At 59.8% G+C, this 15,349-nt stretch carries 23 protein-coding genes; 6 read left to right on the top strand and 17 right to left on the bottom strand.

The features are described 5' to 3' along the window. Positions 1–180 precede the first annotated feature (180 nt). Positions 181–948: a response regulator transcription factor gene (locus tag AT302_RS05810; RefSeq protein ID WP_058377619.1), complete on the top strand. Its 768-nt coding sequence runs from the start codon at positions 181–183 to the stop codon at positions 946–948. Beyond that, the gene (locus AT302_RS05805; RefSeq protein WP_064675043.1) at positions 858–2,885 is read left to right on the top strand and encodes a sensor histidine kinase; all 2,028 of its coding nucleotides are present in this window, start codon (positions 858–860) and stop codon (positions 2,883–2,885) included. The genes AT302_RS05810 and AT302_RS05805 overlap by 91 nt, the downstream gene beginning before the upstream one ends. Here AT302_RS05805 and AT302_RS05800 read toward each other — a convergent pair whose 3' ends face one another. The 16 genes from AT302_RS05800 to AT302_RS05725 form a co-directional block, all read right to left on the bottom strand. Beyond that, complete coding sequence (locus AT302_RS05800; protein WP_218918987.1) at positions 2,886–3,401, bottom strand: eCIS core domain-containing protein; 516 nt, start codon at positions 3,399–3,401, stop codon at positions 2,886–2,888. A gap of 246 nt (positions 3,402–3,647) precedes the next feature. Beyond that, positions 3,648–4,031, bottom strand: coding sequence for a Mor transcription activator family protein (locus AT302_RS05795; RefSeq protein WP_058377617.1), 384 nt, complete (start codon positions 4,029–4,031; stop codon positions 3,648–3,650). 2 nt (positions 4,032–4,033) lie between these two features. Then, complete coding sequence (locus tag AT302_RS05790) at positions 4,034–4,612, bottom strand: gp16 family protein (RefSeq protein ID WP_064675042.1); 579 nt, start codon at positions 4,610–4,612, stop codon at positions 4,034–4,036. Then, complete coding sequence (locus AT302_RS05785; protein WP_058377616.1) at positions 4,609–5,316, bottom strand: DUF2786 domain-containing protein; 708 nt, start codon at positions 5,314–5,316, stop codon at positions 4,609–4,611. The genes AT302_RS05790 and AT302_RS05785 overlap by 4 nt, the downstream gene beginning before the upstream one ends. Positions 5,317–5,378: 62 nt before the next feature. Beyond that, positions 5,379–5,654: an HU family DNA-binding protein gene (locus tag AT302_RS05780; RefSeq protein ID WP_058377615.1), complete on the bottom strand. Its 276-nt coding sequence runs from the start codon at positions 5,652–5,654 to the stop codon at positions 5,379–5,381. Further along, positions 5,651–5,860, bottom strand: coding sequence for a hypothetical protein (locus AT302_RS05775; protein ID WP_058377614.1), 210 nt, complete (start codon positions 5,858–5,860; stop codon positions 5,651–5,653). Before AT302_RS05775 ends, AT302_RS05780 begins: the two co-directional genes overlap by 4 nt. 1 nt (position 5,861) lies before the next feature. Continuing rightward, the gene (locus AT302_RS05770) at positions 5,862–6,476 is read right to left on the bottom strand and encodes a DUF3164 family protein (RefSeq protein WP_058377613.1); all 615 of its coding nucleotides are present in this window, start codon (positions 6,474–6,476) and stop codon (positions 5,862–5,864) included. Further along, positions 6,477–6,944 (bottom strand): hypothetical protein, encoded by a 468-nt coding sequence (locus tag AT302_RS05765; RefSeq protein WP_058377612.1) that lies wholly within the window; start codon positions 6,942–6,944, stop codon positions 6,477–6,479. After that, positions 6,937–7,419, bottom strand: a complete 483-nt coding sequence (locus AT302_RS05760) for a hypothetical protein (protein ID WP_058377611.1) — start codon at positions 7,417–7,419, stop codon at positions 6,937–6,939. Before AT302_RS05760 ends, AT302_RS05765 begins: the two co-directional genes overlap by 8 nt. Then, the gene (locus AT302_RS05755) at positions 7,419–7,703 is read right to left on the bottom strand and encodes a hypothetical protein (RefSeq protein WP_058377610.1); all 285 of its coding nucleotides are present in this window, start codon (positions 7,701–7,703) and stop codon (positions 7,419–7,421) included. The genes AT302_RS05760 and AT302_RS05755 overlap by 1 nt, the downstream gene beginning before the upstream one ends. Continuing rightward, the gene (locus tag AT302_RS27495; RefSeq protein ID WP_157125695.1) at positions 7,700–8,026 is read right to left on the bottom strand and encodes a hypothetical protein; all 327 of its coding nucleotides are present in this window, start codon (positions 8,024–8,026) and stop codon (positions 7,700–7,702) included. The genes AT302_RS05755 and AT302_RS27495 overlap by 4 nt, the downstream gene beginning before the upstream one ends. A gap of 1 nt (position 8,027) precedes the next feature. After that, positions 8,028–9,317: an ExeA family protein gene (locus AT302_RS05745; protein WP_084656037.1), complete on the bottom strand. Its 1,290-nt coding sequence runs from the start codon at positions 9,315–9,317 to the stop codon at positions 8,028–8,030. Then, positions 9,314–11,113 carry a DDE-type integrase/transposase/recombinase gene (locus AT302_RS05740; protein WP_058377607.1) on the bottom strand — a complete coding sequence of 600 codons (1,800 nt, stop codon included), beginning with the start codon at positions 11,111–11,113 and terminating at the stop codon, positions 9,314–9,316. The genes AT302_RS05745 and AT302_RS05740 overlap by 4 nt, the downstream gene beginning before the upstream one ends. Positions 11,114–11,116: 3 nt before the next feature. Next, the gene (locus tag AT302_RS05735) at positions 11,117–12,049 is read right to left on the bottom strand and encodes a hypothetical protein (RefSeq protein WP_058377606.1); all 933 of its coding nucleotides are present in this window, start codon (positions 12,047–12,049) and stop codon (positions 11,117–11,119) included. A 10-nt stretch (positions 12,050–12,059) separates the two neighbouring features. Further along, positions 12,060–12,368, bottom strand: a complete 309-nt coding sequence (locus AT302_RS05730) for a helix-turn-helix domain-containing protein (protein ID WP_058377605.1) — start codon at positions 12,366–12,368, stop codon at positions 12,060–12,062. Further along, positions 12,365–12,847 carry a hypothetical protein gene (locus AT302_RS05725; RefSeq protein ID WP_058377604.1) on the bottom strand — a complete coding sequence of 161 codons (483 nt, stop codon included), beginning with the start codon at positions 12,845–12,847 and terminating at the stop codon, positions 12,365–12,367. Before AT302_RS05725 ends, AT302_RS05730 begins: the two co-directional genes overlap by 4 nt. Here AT302_RS05725 and AT302_RS05720 point away from each other — a divergent pair. Continuing rightward, entirely contained in the window at positions 12,847–13,203 is a 357-nt protein-coding gene (locus AT302_RS05720) for a hypothetical protein (RefSeq protein ID WP_157125694.1), read from the top strand. The genes AT302_RS05725 and AT302_RS05720 overlap by 1 nt on opposite strands. 32 nt (positions 13,204–13,235) lie before the next feature. On the opposite strand, the gene AT302_RS05715 is transcribed toward AT302_RS05720, so the two are convergent. Next, a complete protein-coding gene (locus AT302_RS05715) occupies positions 13,236–13,475 on the bottom strand; it encodes a DNA-binding protein (protein WP_058377602.1) in 240 nt (79 codons plus the stop codon). A 133-nt stretch (positions 13,476–13,608) separates the two neighbouring features. On the opposite strand from AT302_RS05715, the gene AT302_RS05710 reads away from it, so the two are divergent. From AT302_RS05710 to AT302_RS05700, 3 genes are all read left to right on the top strand, one after another. After that, positions 13,609–14,058, top strand: a complete 450-nt coding sequence (locus AT302_RS05710; RefSeq protein ID WP_058377601.1) for a helix-turn-helix transcriptional regulator — start codon at positions 13,609–13,611, stop codon at positions 14,056–14,058. Further along, entirely contained in the window at positions 14,058–14,879 is an 822-nt protein-coding gene (locus AT302_RS05705) for a hypothetical protein (protein ID WP_058377600.1), read from the top strand. The genes AT302_RS05710 and AT302_RS05705 overlap by 1 nt, the downstream gene beginning before the upstream one ends. A 73-nt stretch (positions 14,880–14,952) precedes the next feature. After that, positions 14,953–15,285, top strand: coding sequence for a hypothetical protein (locus AT302_RS05700; protein ID WP_157125693.1), 333 nt, complete (start codon positions 14,953–14,955; stop codon positions 15,283–15,285). The last annotated feature ends 64 nt before the right edge of the window (positions 15,286–15,349 follow it).

The raw sequence follows: 15,349 nt of genomic DNA, 5'->3' as shown, positions 1-15,349 counted from the left end.
AGAAACTTAGCACTGCGCAGCCCTTGTGCACTATCCCCCGAATTGAGTAAGGGAAGCCGAGGGGCGCGCCGCCTCCCCTGTTTCGGGGATGGGCGCCCGTTATGCCGGCGTGCTAACTTGCGTCATCCGTCAGTCCCTTTTAGTCGCTTTTTGGTCCCTTCTCCGCTACCCCACACCGCCATGTCTGCCAGCACGCCCGCCGTCGCCGAGCCGGTTCTGCCCGGCCCGCTGTTGCTCGTGGAAGACGACCCCGCCACCCAGACGCGGATGCGCAGCATCCTCACGTCCCTTGGCTATACCGACGACGCCGTGCACGTGGCCGGCAGTCTGGCGCAGGCGCGCGCGATTCTGGCCGATCAACCGTTCGCGCTCACGCTCATCGACGTGGGCCTGCCCGACGGCAGCGGCATCGACCTGATTGGCGAGCTTCACGCCCGTGATCCGGCGCTACCTATTCTGGTAATCTCCGCGTGGAGTACCGAGCAGATCATCGTGGGCGCGTTGCGCACAGGCGCCACCGGCTATCTGCTCAAGGAGCGCGACGATACGGAGATCGCGCTGTCGATTCGCAGCGCGTTACGCGGGGGCGCGCCGATCGATCCGTTTGTGGCCAGACACATCCTCAGCCTCGTCGGCGTTACCCGGCCATCGCAGGCCGCCGTATCGCCGCCGGCGGCCAGTGGGGGCAGTGGGACCGGTCGAGGTCTAGGTCTAGGTCAAGGTCAAAGCCAGACGCAAACGGCCGACGCGGCACCGGCATTGAGCCCGCGAGAAATCGAGATTCTCGGGCTCGTCGCCAAAGGCATGACGAACCGCGAGATTGCAGCCTTGCTCTCCATCTCAAGTCTCACGGTCGCATGCCATATCAAGAACATCTACAAGAAGCTGGCCGTCAACTCGCGCACGCAAGCCGTGTTCGAAGCCCGCACGTTTGGCTTGCTGCCCTGACGCTGATTGCTGCGCTCCGGCCCGCCCTGCACTTCCTGTACTTCCTGCACTTCCATCGATTTCGGCTACGTCATCTCCTCGCGGTCTTCGGCCTGCTGGCGGGTGCCGCTCATGCTCAGTTGCCGGGCGCGGGCACCGATCTTCGTCCCCTGACGTTCGAGCGCATCGAAGCCGTGCGTGCCGGCGCCGACTGGCATGCCGCGCAACCGCCCGAGACCGGCTGGGAGAACGTCACGCTGCCCGATGTCTGGAGCACCCGCTGGCCCCACTACGACGGCGTGGTCTGGTACCGGCTCACGTGGCAGGAGGCGTCACCCGCACAGGCGCGCGGCTTGCTGTTGGAATATCTGAACATGGCAGGCGCCGTCTATTTGAACGGCAGCCTGCTCTCTCGCGACGACTCGCTGGTCGAACCTCTCACCCGTGCCTGGAATACCCCGCGCTATTGGGTGGTGGAAGCGCCGGCACTGCGACCGGGCGTCAACACGTTGCTCGTGCGCGTGTCCGGGCTTTCCGCCTACAGCCCGGGGCTCGGCCCTGTCGTACGTGGTGCGCCGGCAGAGATTCACGCGCGCTACGAGAAAGAGCGATGGGTGCGGCGCGACCTGCAACTCTTCAGTCTGGCCATCACCATCACGCTCGGCATCTTCGTGCTCACGCTGTGGCTGTACCGGCGCGAAGAAACCGCCTACGGCTGGTTCAGTGCGATGTCGTTCACGTGGTGGCTTTACGCCGTCAATCAGGTCGCCACACGCCCTTGGCCGTGGGTGACGAACAACGCGTGGGAAGTGTTCGTCTCGATTGCGTTTCTGGCGTATTGCGGCTGTTTTACGATGTTCGTGCTGCGCTTCTGCGGGCGCAGAATGCCGCGAATCGAAACGGCCATGTGGTCGATATTCGGCATCGGTGCCGTGTGGCTGGTACTGATGCCGCACCCGAGTATCGCGAGCACGCGCGCCATTTGGGCGGTCATCCCCGGGGTGACATATCTGGCCAGTTGTCTCTTGCTCTTCGCCCTCACATGGCGAGAGCGGCAGCTAGAACAGCGCGTGGTATCGCTTTGTGCGCTGACGTTCGTCATCGCCGGTACGCACGACTTTCTGGTGTTCTTTGGGGTGCTTGCGTCCAATGTCTACTACACCGCGCAGACATCGCAGGTGTTGATGATCGGCATGGCGGTGGTATTGGCGCGACGCTTTGCAGAGAACGCACGTCGCATCGCGCAGTTCAACGACGAGTTGCGCGTACGAGTGGACAATGCCCGCGACGAACTGGCGCTGACGCTCAATCGTCAGCACGAACTCGAAGTCACGAACGCCCGTCTGGCGGAACGATTGAACCTCGCGCATGACCTGCATGACGGTCTGGGCGGTGCGCTGGTGTCGAGCATCGCCGCCATCGAGCACGCACCGCATACGCTGCCGCCGGAACGATTTCTCGGCTTGCTGAAAGAGCTGCGCGACGAGTTGCGCATGGTCATCGATACGGCCGCCACGCATCAGAACGGCGGGCTGACGCTGGCCGAACAGATTGCGCCGTTGCGGCACCGGATCACCGTGCTGTTCGAGAGTCAAAAGATCGAATGCGACTGGCAGCTGGACGGCATCGGGCAGTGCGAGCTGAGCGCCGCGCAGTCACTGGAGTTGTTGCGCATTCTTCAGGAAGCGCTCACGAACGTGCTCAAGCACAGCCGCGCGAGCCGGGTTCGCATCGACTTGCGAGACGAGGGCGAAGCGATCACCTTGCGGGTGGAAGATAACGGCGTGGGTTTTGACGTTGGGCGCGTTGGCAGTGCTGCCGGTGGCGTTGATACCCCTCACGCGGGTGCCGGCCTGCACAGTATGCGCAGGCGTGCGCAGCGTCTGGGCGGCACGATGGCGTTGCTGCGGGAGAACGGAGCGACGGTGGTGCTGGTTCGCGTGGCGATGGGGGCGTAGCTAGGCTGCCGCCGGGTTGGCGGCCGCAAGCGCTTTCGTGCCCATTTCATCGGCTTCGCGCTCCAGCCCTTCATCGTCATTGACGGGCACGCCGGCCTTCAGTTGCATTGTTGGCCGCACCCGGTCCTGTGCCTGCTGCACCACGTGCCAGGCCTCATGCGGCAGGTGCTGCTCCTGCCCGGGTCCAAGGTGGATGTCGCTGCCCTGCGCGTAAGCGTGGGCATTGAGTTGCGCCGGGGCCGACGAGTTGTAGTGCACCCGCACATGATCCATGCTCATGCCGGACAGCGACTCGACGCCGGATTTTAGTGAATCGGGGAGCCCCGTGCGGTTGATCGGCGCCTGCGCCTGACGCTGCGCGACCATGCGCGGGCTGTTATCGGCCATGGCCTGCAACTGGCGCAGCCCCTCGGCCTCGGGCCGGTTGTCAGCGAAGTCGGACTGGCCACCACCCGCCACAGTCGATCTGGCCTGCACGACGTGTGTCGCGTCCTGAGACTGCGCTGGCTTTCTCATCCGGTCGCCCATGCCCACTCCCCTTACGTCCGAAAAACTTCGCTATGAGGTCGAAACGTCCGGGCAATCATACGGCCCAACGGTGGCAAAAACAAATTTCTGCCGGGTGAGAGACGTTGAGATATTTGACCAGGGGACGAAAGATAAATGGGACTAACCGGGATGATATGGGAAGAACCCGGACGGCCCCACAGAAAATGACTTGCAACGGGCGAAAATACAAACGGGCCACGATTGGCCCGTTTTTTACTCAGCGAACATATCCCCCTGACGCCGGGCCATCTCCTCCTGGCGGACCGTTTTCACGATCTTGTAGATCCACTGCAGGGAGACACCATACTTGCGAGCAAGCTCGCTGTGGTTTGCGCCATTGAAATCGTCATAGATCTGGCGATCTCGCTGCGAAAGCTTGTAGGACAGGCCCATCGGGAAATAGATGTTCTGACCACCCCAATGAGCCGCCATGCGGTCGGCAATTTCACGCGCGACCTGAACCGCCAACTCATCGGTCAGGCCACCACACTCCTTCAGCGCTTGTGTGCACTGATCTGCGAGGTCAATCAGCAGCTCCGGCCCCTTGCTTTTGAAATCGCCTTTAAGACGGCTATCGTGGAATGCACCATCAGCCATGTCTATCTCCCTTGCGTCAAAATGTCGTTCAGCCGCTCCCAGGCAGCCTGCATCGGGTCGAACGTTCCCGATGCGAATGCATGGCTGAGCGCGGTATTCAACTGCGCCCGCTCCACGTCAGTGATTTCGCCAACCTGCGGAACCATGTCTTTGACGGCTTGCGGCAGAAACCGCATTGCCCAACGCTTCATGGACTCGATCAGACGCTCGGCCTGTTCTCCGTCAATCCACTGCAAGGCGTCCACACCGGTGATGCGCTTGACGTAGGCGGCCAGCGCTTCCTCGGTCGGATTTCGGACTGCCTGCAGTTTGTGCAGGAACAACCACAGCGCGCGGATCTTTTTGCTCTGCCGATCCTGAGCCATCGCTCGGGACGGCTTCGCTTTGGAACGCACCTTAAACCCGCAACGTTTCAGGTGCTCCAACACGCGCTCCAGTTCTGGAATGGCAAGTTCGGCGCTGGAGGACCGCTTTCCAACGCGCAGCAGGATGTCACGATAGGTGTCGTCATCCATCGACAAATCATGCTTGGCGACGTGAATCAGCCGGATCAGGCGCTGGCGTTCGCCTGGCCGACTCATTGCGCGGACTCCAGTGCCAGAGGTTGAGCGCCCGCGCTGATGCCTCGGTGGAGTTTGGCGTCCTGGCCCGACAAGCGGCCGGCAACATAATCGCCATACTCATGATCCCGAAGGCGTCGGCCACCGTTGCGATCGCGTGGTTGCAGATTCTTGAGCGTCGGATAATGGACTTCCAAATAGGCACCGATAGCGGCGCTCTGTTCGGCTGTGCATGAAAATGCAGCGATGGCGCCGGCGACCACACGTACCCATCCCTCACTGAACAGATCTGCACGTCGAGTTTTGGTGGCCCCCTTGCAGCGACCAAGACGTTCGCGAATATGGTTTGCACGCGCCCGCTTTGCCTGGCTGCTCAGCACCGCGAACGCATACCCGGCGACTTCGGGCGCGGCTTGACACCCGATGAAACACCATTCTCCGGACACGGCCCAACCACTTCCGGAGAAGATGACCACACAATTGAAAGCGTCGCCGATGTTCTGCGCCAGCATGGTCTCCCACCGCGAGGGGCGGCTCCTTACCCCGGCTTTGGCGCGCCGCTCGTCGGCACCGGTCGCCTGGAGGTGTGTTTCGGTCAGGCCATGCGCCTCCATCAGCTTGCGTGCCTGGCGTAGTGCCGCTTCGGCCTCGTGCTCATTACAGCTGGCCGAGAGAGCAAGGCACTTCTTGATCTTGTCCAGAATTTTGCTGTGATCGCTCGTCATTGTGGTCTCCGTCAATCGTTTCCCGAAGCTGCCCGCGAGGGTGAGCAGCTTGAGGCAACGGTTTAACCTGCCGCAGCATCCTTGAGCGCCTTGGCCGGCGTGAATTTCGGCACCCGCTTTGCGGCGATCTGAATCGCTTCGCCGGTCTTCGGGTTACGGCCGATCTTCGCTGCTCGTTCCGCCAAGGTGAACTTGCCCAAGTCGGGGATCATCAACTGCTTTCCGACGCCAATGTGGTTCAGCACCGTGGCGCTGAGCGCGTTGAGTACCGCTTCCGCTTGCTTGTTGGTCACATCTGCGTTGTTCGCCAACTGCTTGATGAGTTCTTGCTTGTTCATTGCTTTTCCTTTCGTCTGGACTGCTGGTTGGTGGTAAATCCTTTCGATTGCGACGGCTTTCGCTCTGCGCCCCCGAGCGACGTCGTTGCACCGGCGACTTGTTGAACCATCGCTTCAAAGAGCACATTCGCTGCACTGCCCGTCGCTCGAATCGTGGTGCCGTTGCGACTACGCTTTACGATCACGGTTCCTGTGGTCTTGCTCATGTCACACCGCCGCGACGTCAAGACTGATCGGCTGATACTGATCGGTGTCACCGATCCGCTCGTAAATACGGACATAGGGCTTGCTCCCGGCCACCTGCACGCTGTCTGCAATCGCCTGCATAGCGCGCTGCCACTTCTCGTCGCTGATATTCAGGCGCTTCAGTCCGAGAACGCGGCCCGTATTGATCTTTCCTTCCTTGTTGACCTGGAACGCGTCATTGATGAGTGCCTTGATTTCGTCGCGGCTGCCTTGCGTCCAGGTCCGAATGCACTCATCGATCAACTGCTTTGCGGCCTGCAGGCGTTCGTCGAATACGAGGTGCTCCTGGATCTGGCGAACGATCTTGAAATGGCCGTCGAACGACAGCAGCGTGACGTTCCCTTTCACCCCGCCGAGCTTCACGCCATACTGTTCGCCCGACATCTCTACGAACGCGCCAATGTCACCGAATGCTTTCGCTTTGAAGTCCGCCAGGACCGTCGATGCGGACTTAGCGTGCCCGACCAGTTCGCGGACCAATGCGTCGCGTGCTTTGTCGATCGGCTTGACCATGTTTTCGGGAATCAGCCGTCCTTCCCCGTCGCGCCAGTACCCGGCCGGAATCGTGTCGCTCATCTATTGCTCCTTGCTTTCTGATTGCGTTGAGTTACTGCTGGCCAGGCGTTCGTGAAACACGCGAACCTTGGCGATGTTTTGTTGCCTCTGCAGCTCGGTTTGCTCGGCTGACTTACTTCGTGCCAACAGAGCCACGGCCTCTCGGATCCTTGCGCTGTTGCGTTGCCGCTCCTCTTTGGTCAGGTCCGGCGCTGGAAGCGCGCGCGGCGGATCCCGATTGCCGAGGTTGTCAAGAAACAACTTTGGCGCCGGCCAGCGATCACAGATGCGGTACAGCGTGCGAAACGCCCGTCGTACCCGGTGCTCGTCAGCTTGTTCACTCCAGGAGGACGCCAGATCCTCGATCGCGGCGAGCCAGATATCCAGCGTGAGAGTCACGCTGTCCTCGGCGGGAGCACCAGGCAGTCGAAGGGCAACTAACCCCTGCAGGCCGCGTGAGACTTCCCGCTCGAGCCACTTCTCAACCACGGGCGCGCTCCTCCAAGGCGGCGATTGCCGACAGTGTTTTGGATTGGCCCTTCGACGGCGTGACACGCGGTTCACCGGCTACGACCACCGCACCGGCTTGGGGACGCCAGTTGCTGATGACTTCATAGAGCCAACCATGGCTCTTCAGCGGCAGCGTCAGTCGGCCGGCATCACGAGCGGCGAGCGCCTGTTCTACCGCCCACACCCACGCTTCCAGTGGCGCGTCATATAACTGGCCGTTACGGGTGATGCGCTGCGCTTGCACGTCCGGAAGAAGATCACCGATGAGGCGAGCAACGCGATCCATCGTCAGCTCGCGCGATTCCGGACGGAACAATGCGACATACCGCACCAACGCTGAACCAATTTGGCCGGACAGCCTGAACGCGGCCGCAAGCGCTTCACGCGCGGCTTCGTGTGCTACCAGGGCATCGAGCGAAAGCGTCGTGCCGCAGCTCGGGCAGCGGGTGCGCATCAGTGGATCCCTCCCTGCTGCTTAGGCGTCACCTTGACGTGATTGGTGACAATCACGTCAAGCTCCTTCGCCACGGCGTCGTGGTGCCCACGCATGTGAAGGAAAACGACACGCGCAAGGCTTTGGGATACGCCCTGCAGGACGTGCCGCAACTCATGCGTTTCATCCGCCAGTTGCAAGAGATTGCCGTTGGCTCGATGCAGCTCTGCGCGAAGCTCGGGCACGCTGTCAATGACGTCGGGATTTGCCAGCGTCGGGCACATGGTGACGGTTGGTTTGCTCATGCGTCCTCCCAACTGACGGTCACGCCATGGAACACGGCATAGCCACGTCTCACACCGCCTTCGTTACGCCACCGACGCTCGCCGGCAGCGTCCAGCAGAGGGCTAATCGACGTTTGTCGATCACGGACAATGCGAAGCTCCGGTTTATCGCCACGCTCCGGATAGAGCACCTGATCGATGACCCGATAACCCATGTCACGCAGGGCACGTGCTGCACAGTTGGCGACTCCCAATCGATCGGTCAAGCCGGGGTTGAACACCCGGCAGACGCTCTCTTTGACTTGCGGTAACGTCGTCGGAACGACAGTCAGCGAGGCTCCCATCTCACACCCCCTTCACGACGTCTGCAGTCACGGTCGGCGAGCCGATTTCGGCAGCGAAGTTCATGCAGGCCGTCAGCAGATTGCCGATGGCAAGCGGGTACAACAGAGACACCGTCTCAGGACGATCGCGCCGGGTGCTCGTCATCGTCAGCTTGGCTCGCAGCGCGTCGACTCCGCTCGGGTCGATAACCTCACCGATCTGCTTGCCCAGGCGATCGAATTTGAACTTGAGGTACTCCTCCAGGCGGGTGCCGTCGAGCGGAGCCAGCTCGATCATTTCGCAACGCTGGACTACTTCACGCACATCCTGATTACGCTCGGAAAGCTTGGCCTTCAGTTCCGGCTGGCCAATCAGGATGATCGAGAGCAACTTCTTAAAGCCCATCTCCAACTCGAAGAAGCGCTTCAGGTGCTTGATCGTTGGGACAGGTAGCGCGTGAGCTTCGTCGATCACCAAGCAGTGCCGGTAACCGGCGGTATGGCTTTCGCGCAGCGCCTTATGCAACTGCGCAAAGCGCGCCTCAGGGCTGGATTTCGGCTTCTCAAGCGGAGCGACAGCCGCCATCAATGCTTCCGCGATGTGCGTCGACTTGAGGGTTTTCCCCTTTTGATCGTTGTCTTCCATCGCAAGCACATATGGTTTGATCAGCAAGATGGGCTGATTCTCACGGACGATGCGATCCTCAAGGTCGCGCATCAGCGTGGTCTTGCCAGCACCGCTTTCCGCCACGACGGCGAGCAAGCCTCCGTGTTTAGCCGTCTGGAACATTGCCTCGCGCACATAGCGGATGTCGGGGCTGACGTACATGTCGTCTGCGGCCTGGATATCGTCCTGGAACGGGTCGCGGAACAGGCTGAAATGCTTACGTGCCGCTGGATAAAGAGTTTGCTTGCGCAGTAACATAGATTCCTCCGGGTTGGACTCGATAGCGGATTTCGACTTGGTGACCGAGCGGGCCGCGTTGGCGCGCGGCTCGCTCACCTGTGCTTCAAGAACCTTGGGCAGCTCGGATGGATCGACCCCGATATCGGCGAGGAACGCGTGGACACGTTCGCGCACGTCGGTCTGATCAACCTCTTCAAAGGCACTCTCGAGTAAGTTCGGCGCAACGCCTTTCCCTTCGAGAAAATCCAGAATGCGCTCCTTGAGATCAAGCTCGTCGAGGCTCTTGGGCCATTCGCCGTGATTGACGATTTGCGCAACCGTGGCTTGCGAGACATTCAGAGATTTCGCCAAGTCGGCCTGTTTGCAGCTGGCTTGGGCCAGCAAGTTCTTCAGCTTCAGCATCATTCACCTCCAGCCGCTGCACGCAGCAGCTGCAGCGGTTTCTGATGGCCCGCTCTGGGGCCGGAAAGCTCGGCGACGATAGCGTCGAGCTGCTCTTGCGGAACACCTGCCGGATAGCGTTGCTGCAACCACTGGAAGCGTTCGGCAGTCCACTTCCCACCTGCGAATTCGACTCTCGGCTTGATCTGCTTGGCAGCGTCCACGTGAGAAAGCGGTGGCAACTCAATCGTCGGCGCAACAAGGTCGTGAGCGGTACCACGACGCGGCAGGTACGTCGGCAGCGTGGTGTTGTCAATGTGCTTGTACGGATCGAGTTGTCCGCCGAACGGCAGGGACTTCGCCTTGCGTGCAGCCTCTGCTGCAGCTGGACTTTCTGTGCCGGTGACCAGTTGTTCAATGTCTTTGAGGGCACTCTGGGCCGGTGTCTCAGCGTGACGCCGATAGCTCACGCCAATGACGGCGGAATCGTCGCTGAAGCCGAATTCCGTCTTCTTCACCTCGTTGATGACGTGGAACACCTCGTGACCGTCCTCGCCGATAAGCACCACTTGCGCAGCGTCATCGCGCCAGGGGTTACGGGTGACCATCACCTTCTCGCCGACCATCACGCCGGGCACCGTCGAGACGTCATATTCGCGGCCCTGGAACGGCACTCGCAACTTCGGCGTAACCTTCCGGCTCTCAGGTGTCGCCACGGCCAATTCGCGGCATACGTCAACGATAGGAGCCTTAATCAGCTGGTCGGCACGTATCGCCATCCACGCCTGGCTGCGTGTCTGTTTGTGGCGCCGATGGACAGCCGTCGCATTGAAGTGCATCCGCCACTTCCTTGCCAAGGTGTTCAGTTCGTCCAGACTGTTGACTGGCTGGAACTTGAGGCCCGGCTCGAACTTGCGCTCGATGATGTTGCGTGCGTTCTCCACCTGACCGGTGGCGCGTGCGTTGCCGACTTTGTGGACGATCATCTCGATGCCCAGCGATCGACACAGGTTTCGGGTCATGGATGCCGTGTTGGCTGAGCCGGCGTCCAGCATCAAAATGCGCGGCACGCCGTGGAGCAAGTCAGCCCCATCACGCTCTTGCATGGCGTTGATCAGCACCGAACAAAGGTTTTCCCCCGATTCAGCGCCCATCACATACTCCGTGTAGAGCCAGTCGCTGGTGTGATCCGTGATCTCGTAGCTCCACACCCGGTCGGCAGCAATGCGAGCGATGTTCTTCGGCTTGTTCTTATAGAACTCGGCGTGGTCCATGACGCGCAGACCATTCGCCCGAGCATCAGCGGAGGGCTTCAGGTAATACAGCACGCACAGGCTCGCGTCGATCTGCCAGACGTGATTCGGATGCAGGCTGGCCAACTCGGTGACGGGGGCCGGCGCGAGCAACTGGTCCGGATGCACTCCGTACATACGCAGTGTGCGGTGGATTGTGCTCTCCGACAGGGGGCGCAACTCGCCGGTCGCATCGTCGAGATACTCGGCTCGAATCATCTGATTGGCGCGCAGCGTTTCGACAGCATCGGCGACCGAGTAGAGCCGCTTGCCATTCTTTCGCGTCGATTCCATCAGAACGGCAGAGATCATCATCGCCTCATCTCTCGCCAACGCACTTTGCCCAGCGTCGGAGCGGCGCTTGCGTTGCGACACGACCGATACCTCCTTGAGCTTCTTGAGCAGCGTGGCGCGTGACATCCGCAGTTCGCGGCACGCTGCATCGTAAATCGCCCCTTTGGCGCCATGCCCGGCCTTTCGAGCAGCGTGAGCTACGGCCACCAATCGTTCGGTCAGGACGGCGTTCATGTGTTATGCCTCGGTGGTTTCGTCGCTGCGCAGCCAGGCCGGGATTTCTTCTCCGTCCGGGGTGTCCTTGACACCGAATTCGCCGCGCAATTGTTTGACCGACACCTCGACCTGGCACAACAGGCCCGCCATGAAATCGTCGTGGACCATGTCGTGCTTCTCGGCGTGTTCGGCGAGTGACTGAAAGGCCGCGCGCAGCTTGCCGCGAACTACCGATTCAGCTTCAAAGGCGAACTGGCTCGCCTCCTTGCGAATTTCCTGGCCCTCGACATCAGGCGGCGGCGTCTGCACGCGAGGCCTCTTTGTCGTGATCTTGGCGGCCAACTCGTCGATCTTGGCGTTCTTGTCGGCAAGCAGGCGGGACTGTGCCTCAGCGTTCTCGCGTGTTTCGCGCAGGGTGGCACGTAGCTCCTTGACGCTCATGGTGGCGATGTCGTCGAGCTTTAGCTCGCCGGTCTGGCCGGTCAGTTCCAGCTCCTCGATTTGCTCGTCGTCCAATACAAGCATCTCAAACAACTTGGACTGCCCCCCGACCGCCTTCAAAACGGGCGACGTCGCCCGGTTCGTAAACTTGACCGCCGACTGGATGAACCGGCGTGCGACGCGATCTTCTATGCCGAGAGCGTCTAGGCGAGCGGTAAATTGACCGTGTTCGCACGCCTCCTTGAGCACCCGCAGACCACGCCCGACTTCCAAGCAGGCTTCCACACTGCGGCGCATGTTGGCCGCGATGTCACGCTGGATAAGGTCGGGATCGGTGCAGTCCGCGGGCAACTGGTAGCCGAGTTGAGTTGCGACGGCGCGCACAGTGGCCTGACGCTCTTCGTGCATGACGGCGAGTTGGTTGGCAGCCTCACGCATCGCAGGCAGCGCCGGGGTATCGGCGTCGGTTACCACCACGGCGGTGTTTTCAGTCTGTAGCGGCTTTCGAGCCATCGAGCTCTCCTTAGATTTGAGTGGTCAGACGGTTGGTCATTTCATCGATTCGCTGTCGGGCAGAATCGAGCGAGCGCAGAATGCTTACTGCGTGCTGGGCGAGGCGCGATGAGGGGCGAATGCGGCCGGTCTCTGGGATGCGTTCGGCAAAGCCTTTCTCCTCGAGCGTCGCCACGTAGCGCGTGATTGCGCTAGGCTCCAGACCGGTTGCCTTCGACAGTTCCGTGGGCGTCAACCCGTGAGAAAAGTGCCCCAGGAGCACATTCAGAACCTCGAGCACCTTGCCGGCGGACTGTGCTGTTTTCGGAGTCTCTTTCATCGTAAGTCTCTGCAAAGGTCCAATTCAGGCTGCGCGTGCTTCTCGACATTCCCCCGGTGCCAGGCAAGACCCTCCATAGCCTTCTGAATGACGGCAAGCGTGTCGTTGGCGTCTGACTTTCCGTTGTAAAACTGCAGGAGGTGGCCAACCGCCGTGTTGAGCGTCTCTTGGAGCGCTTGGATGTCCGCCGCGTCAGCGGTGCGGCCGACGGGAATGTCGATGAGCAACTTTCCAGCGCTGGCGGTCTGCCAGCGAGTCACGAAGTCGATGCCGCAAGCATTCTCGAACGGCCGGACAAGGTTCAGCGGCATACGCCCGTTCTGAAACCACTTGTAGAGTGCCCAGTGATCAGCAAGCCCCATGCGCTCAGCGATGCGCTCCACCGAAAGGTTGCGACGCTCCTTTGCGTGGTCTTTGCACAGTTCCAGCGCCTGGCGTAGCGAGGTCGGCTGGATGTGTTTCCAATTGCGGCGGCTCATTGGAGTCCCTTCAAAAACACCACTTCCAAACAATGGCGGCTTTTGCAACTGTCGAAAGCCATTTGCAGGATGTAGGATTGACAGCAGATAATCCGAAGAGGAAAAGGCTCATGGGCGAAAGTCGACGCATTGAACAACTCGAAGGTCAAGTCAACGCACTCGCCTCCGCCTGGCTCACTCTTGTTGCGGCCCTGGAAACACAGGAGGGCTTTGATACGTCGCGTCTTCAGGCGTTTTTGCGCACGCGGCGCTGGCCACAGAATCACACGGTGAACTCTGAAGCACGGCCGACGTTGGCATGGCTGTGCGAGCAACTGGACGAGGCACGTGCTTCTCGCCTATCAGACGAGCACTAATGGGAAAGCCGAGGCAATCGTGCATAGCGGCCTCACGCAGCGCGACGATGGACAGATGCGAGGGCCTTCGCGGGGTCTGCGCAGATTTCACCGGCCTTGAGCCCAAGTTTGATAGCGATCTCGTGGGCTTGACCCCGGACGCATTTTTTGCGGCCGCCCAAGACCTCGAACACCAGATTCGGGGAAAAGCGGTTGGCGATGGCCCATTGGGTGATCGAGATGCCTTTGGACTGAAGCTCGGCGCGGGCTTCATCAGCAGTACGTAGTTTCATGGCTGGCTCCTAGCGAGAGGCGGCCGGCACTTTGCAGAGTGCCGATTAAGTTGCCGTTCGTTGTTGGACGGTGTGAATCAATTATTGTGAAGTTAGCTTCACAAGTCAAGTAATTTTTTGGGGTGTTTTCTTCATGATTGGCAATCGACTAAAGGAGGAGCGGAAGCGCTTGGGGTTTAACCAAGAGGGGTTCGCGGGCTTGGCAAGCGTTTCAAGGCGTGCCTATGCAGAATGGGAGGCCGGCAACACGTTTCCCACGGCGCAGCAACTTAGTGCGTTTGCGTCGGTAGGCGCAGACATCCAATACATCGTGACTGCGGAGCGTCGCGGCGGTGGGATTGGAGAGGCGGCAGTCCATCAGGCTGTACTTGATGCGGTCGCGCTGCTGTCTCTGGACAAAAAATTGGACGCGCAGCAGCTCGCTAAGGCCGTGGTGCAACTGTGCAGAAAGCCAGCGCCGATATCCGAATCACAGCAAGGGACCAGGTATGAAGGTTCAATGCAGGTGTTTCACCAAGCGCCGACGGGGGACATCGCTGGTCGAGACATCGTGAATAACGGCAAGGTGCGTAAAGGTAAGTAATGACACAAGAATTTCATGGCCAGGTCGGGGAAGTCGCGGGGCGTGACATCGTTAATCACCACCACTCGAAGGGGCGACCGCTAACAAAGGATGAGCGTCGTTCCTTAAACAACTACGTCAAACAGCTCGAAGACGAGTACGGGGAGTCGGGGAAGCAAACTTGGACGTCCATTCACCGGATTCTAGGAAACGACAATATTGAGGAGATGAGCATTGAGCAGATCAAGCCGACCGAGGCCATCCTCCAACTGCTGCTATCAAACGCTCAGCTCAAACGTCAGGCCGCCTCCGCCGGAAACGATCCGGACCTGACAGTCAAACTTAGACTTTTGGCAGACCAACTGTCTTCTGTCATCGCTGAGAGGGACAAGATAAAAACTCAGCTCGTCCAATATCATCAGGCATACACCAGCCTGGAAAAGCGCTTCAAGAGCCAGACTCGCGACCTGGAGGCGTCTGAGAACAAGTATTCGCGTTTAATGGATGCCGCAGACGAGGTCTCACAGATAAACGAGCGGAACAAGGCGGCTGTTAGCGCCTTGGCTAATGTGAGACACAGTGTGCGTCGCCTCAGGATTTTGGCGTTACTCGCTTTTGCTGCTGCGGCAACTGGTGGATACGGAACATACGCGTTTCGTGAAAAGGCACTTACGGCCCAATCGGCATTGAACGGCTGCGCATTCGATGGCAAACCCTACTCCGTCGGGAGCATTATCGATAATCCACAGGCACCTGACATTCAGTGTGTCGCAATGGGGAGCGGGCGTCGCCCGGAGTGGCAGCAAACCTCAAATAATCCGAAAGCTCGTAGCAAACATTAGGGGACACGGAGCAATGGGCAGGCAAGATTTCCATAACCAAGTAGGTCAGGTTGCGGGCCGGGACATAGTTAACATGGCATCTCAAAAGTTATGGGATTGCGAGACGCCCGCTCTTCACCAAGAGTTCAAACGATGTAAGAAAAAGCTTTGGCAGATGCGCAAGGACATCGTTTTGAATATCCCGAGTCTTTGGCTACTTGCAGGGATGGCGGGGTCTGTGTGGATGCTGCTGACCGGCACCTTATTTCAGATGGTCGGACTGGTTTGGTTAGTTGCGTGGATGGTAGGTGCCATGTTGGCGCCGATGTTGTGGTTGACGGCGATAAGGCAACGCAAAGGCAAGATGGTTGTGTACTACCGCACCCGAATTGAGATCATTGATTCCATTCTTCAAGATCGAAGCTAAGATATCCGGTCGGTAAAATCGGGCAAATCCACCGACCGCGAGTTGATTCACTTCAATTCAATTT

Origin of the sequence: Pandoraea norimbergensis, assembly GCF_001465545.3 — a bacterium.
GTDB lineage: Bacteria > Pseudomonadota > Gammaproteobacteria > Burkholderiales > Burkholderiaceae > Pandoraea > Pandoraea norimbergensis.
The sequence above is the reverse complement of the archived record's forward strand: the minus strand, read 5'-3'. Positions and strand labels throughout refer to the sequence as shown.

Excerpts from the sequence above, each read along its gene's own strand:
- AT302_RS05810 (WP_058377619.1), top strand. The coding sequence starts at position 181 with ATGTCTGCCAGCACGCCCGCCGTCGCCGAGCCGGTTCTGCCCGGCCCG.
- AT302_RS05805 (WP_064675043.1), top strand. The coding sequence starts at position 858 with ATGCCATATCAAGAACATCTACAAGAAGCTGGCCGTCAACTCGCGCAC.
- AT302_RS05800 (WP_218918987.1), bottom strand. The coding sequence starts at position 3,401 with ATGAGAAAGCCAGCGCAGTCTCAGGACGCGACACACGTCGTGCAGGCC.
- AT302_RS05795 (WP_058377617.1), bottom strand. The coding sequence starts at position 4,031 with ATGGCTGATGGTGCATTCCACGATAGCCGTCTTAAAGGCGATTTCAAA.
- AT302_RS05790 (WP_064675042.1), bottom strand. The coding sequence starts at position 4,612 with ATGAGTCGGCCAGGCGAACGCCAGCGCCTGATCCGGCTGATTCACGTC.
- AT302_RS05785 (WP_058377616.1), bottom strand. The coding sequence starts at position 5,316 with ATGACGAGCGATCACAGCAAAATTCTGGACAAGATCAAGAAGTGCCTT.
- AT302_RS05780 (WP_058377615.1), bottom strand. The coding sequence starts at position 5,654 with ATGAACAAGCAAGAACTCATCAAGCAGTTGGCGAACAACGCAGATGTG.
- AT302_RS05775 (WP_058377614.1), bottom strand. The coding sequence starts at position 5,860 with ATGAGCAAGACCACAGGAACCGTGATCGTAAAGCGTAGTCGCAACGGC.
- AT302_RS05770 (WP_058377613.1), bottom strand. The coding sequence starts at position 6,476 with ATGAGCGACACGATTCCGGCCGGGTACTGGCGCGACGGGGAAGGACGG.
- AT302_RS05760 (WP_058377611.1), bottom strand. The coding sequence starts at position 7,419 with ATGCGCACCCGCTGCCCGAGCTGCGGCACGACGCTTTCGCTCGATGCC.
- AT302_RS05755 (WP_058377610.1), bottom strand. The coding sequence starts at position 7,703 with ATGAGCAAACCAACCGTCACCATGTGCCCGACGCTGGCAAATCCCGAC.
- AT302_RS27495 (WP_157125695.1), bottom strand. The coding sequence starts at position 8,026 with ATGGGAGCCTCGCTGACTGTCGTTCCGACGACGTTACCGCAAGTCAAA.
- AT302_RS05745 (WP_084656037.1), bottom strand. The coding sequence starts at position 9,317 with ATGATGCTGAAGCTGAAGAACTTGCTGGCCCAAGCCAGCTGCAAACAG.
- AT302_RS05740 (WP_058377607.1), bottom strand. The coding sequence starts at position 11,113 with ATGAACGCCGTCCTGACCGAACGATTGGTGGCCGTAGCTCACGCTGCT.
- AT302_RS05735 (WP_058377606.1), bottom strand. The coding sequence starts at position 12,049 with ATGGCTCGAAAGCCGCTACAGACTGAAAACACCGCCGTGGTGGTAACC.
- AT302_RS05730 (WP_058377605.1), bottom strand. The coding sequence starts at position 12,368 with ATGAAAGAGACTCCGAAAACAGCACAGTCCGCCGGCAAGGTGCTCGAG.
- AT302_RS05725 (WP_058377604.1), bottom strand. The coding sequence starts at position 12,847 with ATGAGCCGCCGCAATTGGAAACACATCCAGCCGACCTCGCTACGCCAG.
- AT302_RS05715 (WP_058377602.1), bottom strand. The coding sequence starts at position 13,475 with ATGAAACTACGTACTGCTGATGAAGCCCGCGCCGAGCTTCAGTCCAAA.
- AT302_RS05710 (WP_058377601.1), top strand. The coding sequence starts at position 13,609 with ATGATTGGCAATCGACTAAAGGAGGAGCGGAAGCGCTTGGGGTTTAAC.
- AT302_RS05705 (WP_058377600.1), top strand. The coding sequence starts at position 14,058 with ATGACACAAGAATTTCATGGCCAGGTCGGGGAAGTCGCGGGGCGTGAC.
- AT302_RS05700 (WP_157125693.1), top strand. The coding sequence starts at position 14,953 with ATGGCATCTCAAAAGTTATGGGATTGCGAGACGCCCGCTCTTCACCAA.